The sequence below is a fragment of the Coleofasciculus sp. genome, from assembly GCF_046539235.1.
Classification (GTDB): domain Bacteria; phylum Cyanobacteriota; class Cyanobacteriia; order Cyanobacteriales; family Coleofasciculaceae; genus Coleofasciculus.
This window is the reverse complement of record NZ_JBKHHI010000247.1, coordinates 1-9,825: the sequence shown is the minus strand read 5'-3', so window position 1 is coordinate 9,825 and position 9,825 is coordinate 1. Positions and strand designations below refer to the sequence as shown.

8 protein-coding genes and 1 pseudogene are annotated in these 9,825 nt (G+C 45.6%); 5 read left to right on the top strand and 4 right to left on the bottom strand.

The features are described 5' to 3' along the window. Positions 1-51 precede the first annotated feature (51 nt). The 4 genes from ACLFWI_RS19780 (at position 52) to ACLFWI_RS19765 (ending at position 4,435) form a co-directional block, all read left to right on the top strand. Entirely contained in the window at positions 52-1,017 is a 966-nt protein-coding gene (locus tag ACLFWI_RS19780) for a GDP-mannose 4,6-dehydratase (RefSeq protein ID WP_446414332.1), read from the top strand. 256 nt (positions 1,018-1,273) lie between these two features. Further along, entirely contained in the window at positions 1,274-2,491 is a 1,218-nt protein-coding gene (locus ACLFWI_RS19775; protein WP_446414331.1) for a glycosyltransferase family 4 protein, read from the top strand. Between the two features lie 423 nt (positions 2,492-2,914). Continuing rightward, positions 2,915-4,132: a glycosyltransferase family 4 protein gene (locus ACLFWI_RS19770; protein WP_446414330.1), complete on the top strand. Its 1,218-nt coding sequence runs from the start codon at positions 2,915-2,917 to the stop codon at positions 4,130-4,132. A 165-nt stretch (positions 4,133-4,297) separates the two neighbouring features. Further along, complete coding sequence (locus ACLFWI_RS19765) at positions 4,298-4,435, top strand: hypothetical protein (RefSeq protein ID WP_446414329.1); 138 nt, start codon at positions 4,298-4,300, stop codon at positions 4,433-4,435. On the opposite strand, the gene ACLFWI_RS19760 is transcribed toward ACLFWI_RS19765, so the two are convergent. From ACLFWI_RS19760 to ACLFWI_RS19750, 3 genes are all read right to left on the bottom strand, one after another. Beyond that, positions 4,412-5,794, bottom strand: a complete 1,383-nt coding sequence (locus ACLFWI_RS19760) for a cytochrome c biogenesis protein (protein ID WP_446414328.1) — start codon at positions 5,792-5,794, stop codon at positions 4,412-4,414. The two genes, ACLFWI_RS19765 and ACLFWI_RS19760, sit on opposite strands and share 24 nt — an antisense overlap. A 4-nt stretch (positions 5,795-5,798) precedes the next feature. Beyond that, on the bottom strand, positions 5,799-6,539 hold the full coding sequence (locus ACLFWI_RS19755) for a cytochrome c biogenesis protein CcdA (protein ID WP_446414327.1): 741 nt from the start codon (positions 6,537-6,539) through the stop codon (positions 5,799-5,801). Between the two features lie 305 nt (positions 6,540-6,844). After that, positions 6,845-7,495 (bottom strand): DUF1361 domain-containing protein, encoded by a 651-nt coding sequence (locus ACLFWI_RS19750; RefSeq protein WP_446414326.1) that lies wholly within the window; start codon positions 7,493-7,495, stop codon positions 6,845-6,847. A gap of 662 nt (positions 7,496-8,157) precedes the next feature. Between ACLFWI_RS19750 and ACLFWI_RS19745 the strand changes: the two genes are divergently transcribed. Next, on the top strand, positions 8,158-9,423 hold the full coding sequence (locus ACLFWI_RS19745; RefSeq protein WP_446414325.1) for a TldD/PmbA family protein: 1,266 nt from the start codon (positions 8,158-8,160) through the stop codon (positions 9,421-9,423). Positions 9,424-9,469: 46 nt separating this feature from the next. Here ACLFWI_RS19745 and ACLFWI_RS19740 read toward each other — a convergent pair. After that, a pseudogene (locus ACLFWI_RS19740) lies at positions 9,470-9,825 on the bottom strand (hypothetical protein); the annotation flags it as partial.

The window sequence follows — 9,825 nt, the reverse complement described above, 5'->3', positions numbered from 1 at the left end:
CAATGACCAATGACCAATGACCAATGACCAATGACCAATGACCAATGACCAATCATGAAAAAAGCACTAATTTGCGGCGTGTCCGGTCAAGATGGCGCTTATCTGGCTAAATTACTCCTCAACGAAGGGTATAGCGTCTGTGGTACATCACGGGATGCTCAAATGTCATCCTTTCAGAATCTAGTCCGCCTGGGTATCCGTGACCAAGTGAAACTAGAATCTGCCGCCCTGACAGATTTTCGCAGCGTTCTGCAAGTCCTGATGAAAAACCAACCGGATGAAGTCTATAACTTGGCGGGACAAAGTTCGGTGGGATTGTCGTTTGAACAACCCGTAGAAACTCTAGAAAGTATTTCTATTGGTACGTTAAATCTTTTAGAAGCGATTAGGTTTACGGGTGAACCTATTAAATTTTATAATGCGGGATCGAGTGAATGTTTTGGTGATATTGGCACAGAAGCGGCAGATGAAACAACTCCATTTCGCCCCAGAAGTCCCTATGCCGTGGCAAAATCTGCGGCTTTTTGGCAAGTGGCAAACTATCGCGAAGCTTACGGTTTGTTTGCTTGTTCCGGAATTCTTTTCAATCACGAATCTCCCCTGAGACCCCAACGATTTGTGACCCAAAAGATTGTTGCGGCAGTGTCTCGGATTGCCCAAGGTAGCCAAGAAAAGCTTTATCTGGGTAATGTTGAAATTAAACGAGACTGGGGATGGGCACCGGAATACGTTGAGGCAATGTACAAAATATTGCAACAAGAAGAACCCGATGATTATGTGATTGCAACGGGAGAGAGTTACACCCTAGAAGAGTTTGTGGTAGCGGCTTTTGATTCGGTCGGCTTAAATTGGCAAGATTATGTGATCACGGATAGGAGTTTGTTCCGACCAACCGATTTAGCAGTCAGTCGTGGCAATCCCGCCAAAGCTAGAGAAAAATTAGGATGGCAAGCTCAGTATAAAATGCCTGATATTGTGCGGATGATGGTTCAAGCCAAGCAAGATTCGGCAAAATAATAGCAAGGCTGTAACAATCATCGTTTCAGGCTTTTTTATTAGGGGTAATTTGCCAGAAATCATAAAATACACGCCTAGCGACTTGCTATATATCCGTAGGATAAGCTGTCATGCATTTAAATTGGGTATTATAGCACTACCGGGATACGTTAGGATATTATGTTTTGAGGGAAGAATTATTGATATTCTACAGGCTTGCTCAAAACTAAAATAGGTTACGTTTTGTATACACGCCTTAAACCCTCACCAATTACCCATGAAGATTTTGATGCTCTCTTCTACGTTCCCCTATCCCCCAACCCAAGGAGGGACTCAGGTAAGGACGTTTAATTTACTCAAACATCTCACTGGACATGAGATTACCCTACTCACTCAACGCGCTGACGATGTAACCGATGCTGACATTGAAGCATTACGAGAATGGGTGGCTGAGTTGGTCGTTTTTCCCCGTCCCACAACTTCCAGTCTGAAGGGAGGATTGTTGGGCAAGTTACAGCGCTTCGGTCAGTTTTTACAGCAGGGGATTCCTCCCAGTGTCCTCTCGATTTATTCTCCACAACTACAGGATTGGGTTGATCAGTGTGTCAAGCAGAATAACGTTGATGTAATTACCTGCGAGCATAGCGTTAATGAGATTTATGTGCGTCCGGAGTTTCGCGAACAACTGCGAACGGTTGTCAATATCCACAGTTCGGTGTACGCTTCCTGTCGCAATCAGTTGCAAACGGGTACAAGTGAGAATCTGTGGCGCGATCGCTTGAATCTGCCTCTACTGTATCGCTATGAACAGCGCTACTGTGCTAAATTCTCTCATATTGTGGTGACGACGGATGATGATCGCCAACAGATTCAGTCATTTAATCCCCCCAGTCAGATTGCCGTGATCCCCAATGGTGTAGACTTTAGCCAATTTCCTTATCGAACTGTTGATCCAGGTGGACATCGCTTAATTTTTATTGGCGCTATGGATAATTTAGCCAATATTGATGCGGTGAGGTTCTTAAGTTTAGAGGTATTTCCCGCAATTCAAGAACGGTATCCAGACACAACCTTAACTCTGGTTGGCGCACGTCCCACCTCTGAGGTATTAGCCCTGGGGAATAGTCCCGGTATTACGGTAACCGGGCGGGTTCCTTCTATGGCAGACTACTTACATCAAGCTACGGTATGTGTCGTCTCGATGCGAACGGGGTATGGGATCAAGAACAAAACCCTAGAGGCGATGGCTGCGGGCGTACCTGTGGTGGGAAGCGATCGCGGTTTGGAAGGACTTGAGGTTGATAGTCCCAATGTACCATTAAGAGCATTGAGGGCAAACTCGGTTTCCGAGTATGTCGATGCGGTGACTCGCTTATTTGAAGAGTCTCAACTGAGACCACAATTGTCACAAAATGGACGCCAGTTTATTGAGAATAATTATACATGGGAGCGAGCCGCCCAGCTTTATGAACAAGTCATACTAAATCCGGATTGACTACCTCCATTTTGATCGGGAGAAGGCAGAGGGCAGAGGGCAGAGTAATCCAAGGGGTAGAAGGAAAAAGTCTTCCAGGGATAAAGAGGATAACAAAAGCCGATTGAGTATAACCCAAGGGATTCGAGTTCCCTCCCCTTGACAAGGGCAGGGTTAGGCAGGGGTCATTTTTTAGCTTAAATTTCCCTTGAAGATATCCACCTCAAGGAATAGTCTGTCAATAATTTGTGATCAAAAATTAACAATAAATTATCTATATAAATAATTTATGATTAAAACCTTAAAATGTTTATATAATAAGGTAAAACTGTTTGATGAATATAGACATAATCCATTAGCAGATTTTAATAAATGCCATCTCAATTCATCATTAATTCCGATAAAACCGAATTTATGACTATTTTGCGGAGAATCTGAAGATTTATGAAAATTCTCATCCTCTCTGCCACATTTCCTTATCCACCCACCAGCGGCGGAACTGAGGTTAGAACATTTAACTTACTTAAGGCTCTGAGTGAGCGTCATCAGATTACCTTGGTGACTCAACGCACTGATGATATTTCCGAGACTGACGTAGAAAAGTTGCAGGAGTGGGTTGAAGAACTCGTTGTTTTCCCTCAACCCAATGTCTCAGAGAACAACAATGGATTGCGGTCAAAAATGCAGCGCTTGAGTACATTCCTGCAACAAGGAACGCCTCAAAGTGTCTTAAAACAGTACTCTCCGGAGATGCAGGAGTGGGTTAATCAGGCAATCGAGTCAGGAAATTTTGACGTGATCACCTGCGAACATAGCATGAATGAAATTTATGTTCGCCCCCAATGGCGAGAGAAGTTGCGAACCGTCGTCAATATTCATAGTTCCCTCTATCGGAAGCAGCGTCATCAGTTAGACGGCAAACCAGCGGATAAGCAGCTACGAGAGCAATTAAATTTACCTCTACTGCGTCGTTACGAAGAGCGATATTGTGGCAAGTTTACCAATATTGTCGTTGCGACTCCTAAAGATCGGCGTCAGATAGAGGATTATGAACCCGAGGGCAAGATTACGTTAGTTCCCAATGGCGTTGATTTTAAGCAGTTTCCCAAACGTGTCTCCGATCCGGGGGGACATCGATTGGTTTTTGTGGGTGTTATGGATAGCCCGACAAACGTTGATGCGGTGCGTTTCTTTAGCTTAGAGGTATTCCCAGAGATTTTACGACGTTATCCAGAGGCAACCCTAGAAATTGTTGGCGCACGTCCTGTACCTGAGGTGCTAGAGTTGCAGGAACGTCCGGGAATTACGGTAGCAGGGCGGGTGAGTTCAATCGTAGACTATTTGCATAAGGCAACAGTTTGTGTAATTCCCCTGCGGACTAGCTATGGGATTAAGAACAAAACCCTAGAAGCAATGGCAGCAGGAGTCCCGGTGGTAGCAAGCGATCGCGGTTTGGAAGGATTGCCCGTCGATGGCGGAGATGTCCCCCTGCGGGCATTACGGGCAAATGATACGGCTGAGTATGTATATGCCGTGAGTCGGTTATTCGAGAAACGTCAGCTTCGCAAACAACTCTCAGAAAATGGGCGATCGCTGGTTGAGCAGAAATATACCTGGAAACGGGCGGGGGAACTATATGAAAAGGTATTGATGGGAAAATAATATCAATATGACAAGGGATAAGTGTCACAGTAGGGGGCAATCTGCTTGTTTCAATGAACAACTCCATCCACGGTAATGCCCATTGATGTCAACTTAAGCTAAAACATCTCAAAGATAGCAGTAGACACATCGACTAGGACAAACCAACTGTTGTAGAGACGTTGCATGCAACGTCTCTACCATAAGATGTGTCCTAACCGCTATGGCGGTTGCTATAACACCGATGGCACAACCTACGCCCTTACAATGCTAATCCATCTAAGTAGGTGTGCCACACCACTAGACTTGCATCGCCTTTTGTAACGGCACTTCAGGCGTTGATTTATCCTCATGCAAGCGATCTAAAATCTCAATCACTTCTCGCTCAAATGATACCTGGGCGCGGTTGGTTCTACCTCCCACATAAAAGCGATCGCCTTTTTGTAATGCCCAAATTTGGGAGTGAGACACATAGCTCATAATCACTCCCACCATCAGCAAACCAAAGCCAGTATACACAATCGGAATTCCCGGATCAGCTTTTATTTGTAAGCCCGTACTGCCAATTAATTCCTTCAGGCGCAAGTTAACCCCATTCACTTGGGTACTCATTCCAGAACGAACCGTGGAGACTAATTTGCCTTTGGCATCGTACACCAAAACCGTCCCCTGTAAATCTTTTGCCAACAGCGAAGCCCCTTCACTTAAATCCGGTTTCGTCGGTACCCAAGTCCCCCAGATACGCCCATTCCCTTGGATATCCAGTTTCGCCATGGGTAACTGGAAAATCGGACTATTATTTAACTGTACCCGCACCGCCGCAATTCCCCAGTCGGTTTGGTAGAAGGTGACACCTTGATGGCGCAGGGGTTTGTTCACATAAATAGTTTCTCGGTCAATCTCTTGTTCCTGATTATCGACAACTGATAAATCGGAATAAAACTGATCAATTCCGCCTTCGGGGGTGTAGTCAATCCAGAAGCGATTAACATGAATCCCCCAATCTTGAGGAACCTGAGATTTTGCCCAGGGACCGGCATCAATAATATTTCTGACGTGAAAGGTTTTGCCACTAGGAACCATTTCCTGTGCCATAAATCCCGTCATTGCACCCCAAATTGACCCAGCCAGAATAATCAACATACTGGCATGAACCACAATCGGACCAATCCGCCCCACGATTCCTTTGCGGGCGTAGAGGCTATCTCCTTCTTGAAATACCCGATAGCGCTTGGCTTGTAGTAGTTGGGATAAGGAATTCACCGAACCCGTTTCTAGTTCAGCGCTGAGTGCCAATTTCTGAAACTGACGTGGTTCTTTATAATAGTTCCAGCGACGGGCGGCTTTCAGGGCGGGAAATTGACGAGTAAACGTGCAAGCGGTGAGGCTACTGCCAAACAAAACTAGGATTGACAAAAACCACCATGTCCGGTATACATGATCTAATCCTAATAAGAGGAGAACTTTCCAGGTTAAGAAACCAAATAACGCGGGATTTTCGGGATAATTAGCTTGATAAAAGGCGAGAGATTGACCCTGTTCGATAATGGTGCCACTGATACTGAAAAGAGCGATCGCTAAAAGGAGTGCGATCGCGAGTCGTAAATCTGCCAGGAATGACAGGATATAACGCCGGAACCAACGTCCGACAAGATTAGGCACAGATTGATTATCTAACGTCATTTAATTAAAAAATTCCCCCAGGAATCCGAGACAGCAGCGAAAAGACGCCGAATCCGACTAATAAAGCCCCACTAACAGGTGTAATCCAACTTGACCATTGGCGCACTTCTAATAACTTCTTGATTGAAGCGGTAAATGTACCTGCCACAATCAACGGGGTAACATAACCCGCCGTATAGGATAATAGCAGAACCCCACCTAAAACCCAGTCTTGTGTACTCGCTACCCAAGCCAGTAACGTTGCCAAAACGGGTGTACTGCAAGGAGAGGCGACTAAACCAAAGGTTAAACCAATCAGATAGGAACGTATCCCCTTGGGCAAATCGGGAGAAATCCACTCCATTCCGTCAAAGGATGGTAATTGTAAGGGTAAGGCTTCGAGTAGGTTTAGCCCCATGATAATTGCAATCAGGCTAACAATGATGGGTAACCCGATACCCACTTGCCCATACACTCGTCCCACCGATGCGGCTAAAATGCCCAATCCGGCTAGGGTGGTTGCCAATCCCAGTGCAAACCAAGTGGATTGAGTTGCCGCTTGCAGGCGCCCTTTGGCTTCATAGCCGCCAATGTAGCCTATTGTGATTGGCAGCATAGATAGCATACAAGGAGTGAGGCTAGTCAGCAACCCAGCCGCAAAGATAATGCCAATGCTTAATGCACTCAGATGGGTAAGCTGATTGCCAACCAGATTATTGGCAAATTGTTCCAGTTGGTACAGTTGAGTTTGTAAAGTGTCAATCATGGGCTGGGTAATTCACCAAATACCTGTTCTGAAAGCATTTTAGCGTATGGGATTGTTTGTAGTAAGCACTTTAGTGCTTCAACGCATAGCTGGAGTTGGCTCAGGTTCCCTTACTACAAAACAAATCTAATCCACAATTTTAGCTGTGTCAGTCCAGTAGTAACGTACCGATTTTTAAAGGATTGGGGTGTGTTACGCTGTCGCTAACGGCACCCTACTCACTCGCTTCACAGGTATTAACAAATGACGTAGCTTGCTTCTTTTCGGAAAGCGAGTATGACAAATGACAATCACCACCGTTAACTTTAATTATCCCCACCTACTTCGTGGAGAACTTTCCGATCACGCATTTTCAGGATAAGTCCCAGCGTGATTTGTTTCATCACCCAATACAATACTGTCAACACGATAAAGGTGACAAACATGACCAACAAGGGACGTTTGGCAGTTAAATCGTCAACGACGGTTTGGGCTAAATCCTCCGGTTGTGTAACTAAATCCCAACTATTAAATCGGAGGAATCGTCCTAAATAAATACCAACCGCAGATAGAGCATGAGTAATCAGTTCAGCCGGAAGCGTAAACTTACCCATGCCTTGCTTTTGTAAATAGTATCCTAAATTAATTAACGAGATAACGTAAGCTTCAAAGCCCAATAAAATAACGCTAAGATGTTGCGGAATTAGCACTAAGGTAATCACCCAAACGGAATAGTCGCGGCGAACGGCATCAATCAGGTGGATGATATCCGTCAATAGATAAGGTGCATTGGGTAAGAACGCCATGAAAATAATTAAACCTGCCCACCATAAAAGGTTACGAGAGCCAGATGAGCGGCGAAAGAGCCAAATGCTCAAAGCTAAGGGGATAAAGGCGAGAAATAAGTTCCAAGCCATCCAACCGCTATGGCGATGCCACGCTTTCCAGGCATCACTTAATAGAAATCTGAAAGACATGTTTTTACGGGTATAAGTCTGCTAGCGCAATAGTTTATTTACCAGTATAGCTAATGACTTCAAGACGCCATGAGCAGTTATTAGTGATCCCTTATCAGCGAAATCTTGTCAATTTTCAGTAAGCTAAATTACACCCAGAAACAGTAGGGGCGCATAGACGTGCACCCGATTCAATGGTAAAGTCTATTCCATCATTTTAGCTGTGTCAGTCCAGTAGTGGCGTGACACAGCTAAAATAGTGGAATAGGTTGTAGGTTGGGTTGACGTAAGGAAACCCACCAAAAGATAGGGCTGAAGCCCTTACTACAAGCCGAATCTAATCTACCAAATTAGGTGGGTCACGCCAGTAGTGCCATGACCCAACTAAAATAGGACTTTGTTTGTAGTGAGAACTTTAGTTCTCTCTCCGCCTAGCTGGAGAGGGCTCGCATCCCTCACTACGAAGTAAATCTAATGCACCATTTTAACTGGGTCACGCCGCCATCGTGCGTTAGTGAAACGTAACGCACCACTTCTCAAGGGTTTGGTGGGTGACGAGAATTTCAGTTTTTGGCGGATGACAGCATTTATGGTGAAGACAACGCTTACTACAAACGCTGAATTCAGTACCATTCGACTTAAAATGTAAAGAATAAGTTTATAGAAAGCGTGGGAAGATAGTCATGCAGGAACAGTTGCAACAGGCGATCGCACCCTATCGAGACGCTGTTGATTATGTGGAAATTCGGGTAGAGCAAAGTGAGCAAACGGCTATATCGTTTCGGGGAGAGCAACTGGATGCGGTAGACCGTAGCTTGAGTTTAGCTGGGGGAATTCGCGCTTGTCATCAGGGGGGATGGAGTTTTGTCACGTTTAATGGCTTGGCTGAGTTGCAAGATCGGATTGAAGCGGCGATTTCCCAAGCGCGGTTAGTGGGGAAGGAAACCACAAGTTTAGCGCCACTGGAACCGATTCAAGATTATGTCTCTGTGGAACTGGGTCGCGATCCCCGTGGTCTATCTTTGTTAGAAAAGCGTCAGTTAATCGCCGAGTATAATCGCTTATTACTAGAGTATGATCCGCGAATTCAAACCACAATGGTGGGATATCGCGATCGCTTCGGGATTACTTATTTTGTCAATTCTACAGGTTCCTGCATTGTCCAAGAACGGCTGGATATATCCGCCCGGTTTGGTGCGATCGCGCGAGGGGATGAAGGGATCGTGCGTCAAGGCTTTGAGTCGGTTCACTCCCGTTCCGATTACGATGCGTTGGTGGGGATTGAAGAACGGGTGTTGGGGGCGGCGAAACGGGCGGTGACTCAGCTTGAAGCGAAGTCGGTGAAGGGCGGACAGCACACGGTTGTTTTAGATCCCTATTTGGCAGGTGTCTTTATTCATGAAGCCTTTGGGCATTTATCGGAAGCCGATTTTGTCTATGAAAATCCCCGGATGCAAGAGTTACTCACCCTAGGGAAACCGATGGCGATTCCCCAACTGAATGTGATTGATGATGCTACTCTACCGGGTTTACCAGGTACTCTACACTATGATGATGAAGGAGTACCCGCCCAGCGCAAGTATTTAATTAAAGATGGCATTCTCAGCCAACGGTTGCATTCACGGGAAACCGCAGGAAAGATGCAAGAAGCGCTAACGGGTAACGCCAGGGCGATTAATGCAACCTATCCGCCCATTGTACGGATGACGAATACGGCGATTGAACCCGGAGATTGTTCTTTCGAGGATATGATTGGCGATATTGACGAAGGGGTTTATGCGGTGCGGATGTTGGGCGGACAAACGAATGGTGAAATGTTCACCTTTGCCGCAGGGGAAGGGTATATGATTCGCAATGGTAAGATTGCAGAACCTGTCAGCGATGTCACTCTCACCGGGAACGTGTTTCAAACCGCTTCTAAAAACCTAGACAAACCTACCCATCAGTAATTCTGCCTTGGTATAAGTCCACGGTGTAACTTTTGGTCGATAACCGTTAACGCTTACACTTGGCTGATACCCGGCATTGTTGCTCGATATCAGCCAAAACCTTCGGCTCCCAGTTAGAGACACTATAGTAATCGTGTCTACGATTGACTACAGGGCATCGACCAATAAAATTATTAAGTTGATATAGAGCGCTCCATACGTGCTTTCTCGGATTCACTCCGAGATAGGCGGACACAGAGCGCGGCAATCTCTCACTCAAATTCATGCCTCTTCTGGCAATTGCTAGGGCAGCTGCCACATCAGATGATAGTCCATACATCCGACTATATTTAACTAATCCAATCAAACTCGTGTAAGCTGGATTGACAAACACAAGAGTTATTCCTCGGTTGGATAAAATCG

Coding starts and splice junctions, on each gene's coding strand:
- ACLFWI_RS19770 (WP_446414330.1), top strand. CDS start 2,915: ATGAAAATTCTCATCCTCTCTGCCACATTTCCTTATCCACCCACCAGC.
- ACLFWI_RS19755 (WP_446414327.1), bottom strand. CDS start 6,539: ATGATTGACACTTTACAAACTCAACTGTACCAACTGGAACAATTTGCC.
- ACLFWI_RS19775 (WP_446414331.1), top strand. CDS start 1,274: ATGAAGATTTTGATGCTCTCTTCTACGTTCCCCTATCCCCCAACCCAA.
- ACLFWI_RS19745 (WP_446414325.1), top strand. CDS start 8,158: ATGCAGGAACAGTTGCAACAGGCGATCGCACCCTATCGAGACGCTGTT.
- ACLFWI_RS19760 (WP_446414328.1), bottom strand. CDS start 5,794: ATGACGTTAGATAATCAATCTGTGCCTAATCTTGTCGGACGTTGGTTC.
- ACLFWI_RS19765 (WP_446414329.1), top strand. CDS start 4,298: ATGCAACGTCTCTACCATAAGATGTGTCCTAACCGCTATGGCGGTTGC.
- ACLFWI_RS19750 (WP_446414326.1), bottom strand. CDS start 7,495: ATGTCTTTCAGATTTCTATTAAGTGATGCCTGGAAAGCGTGGCATCGC.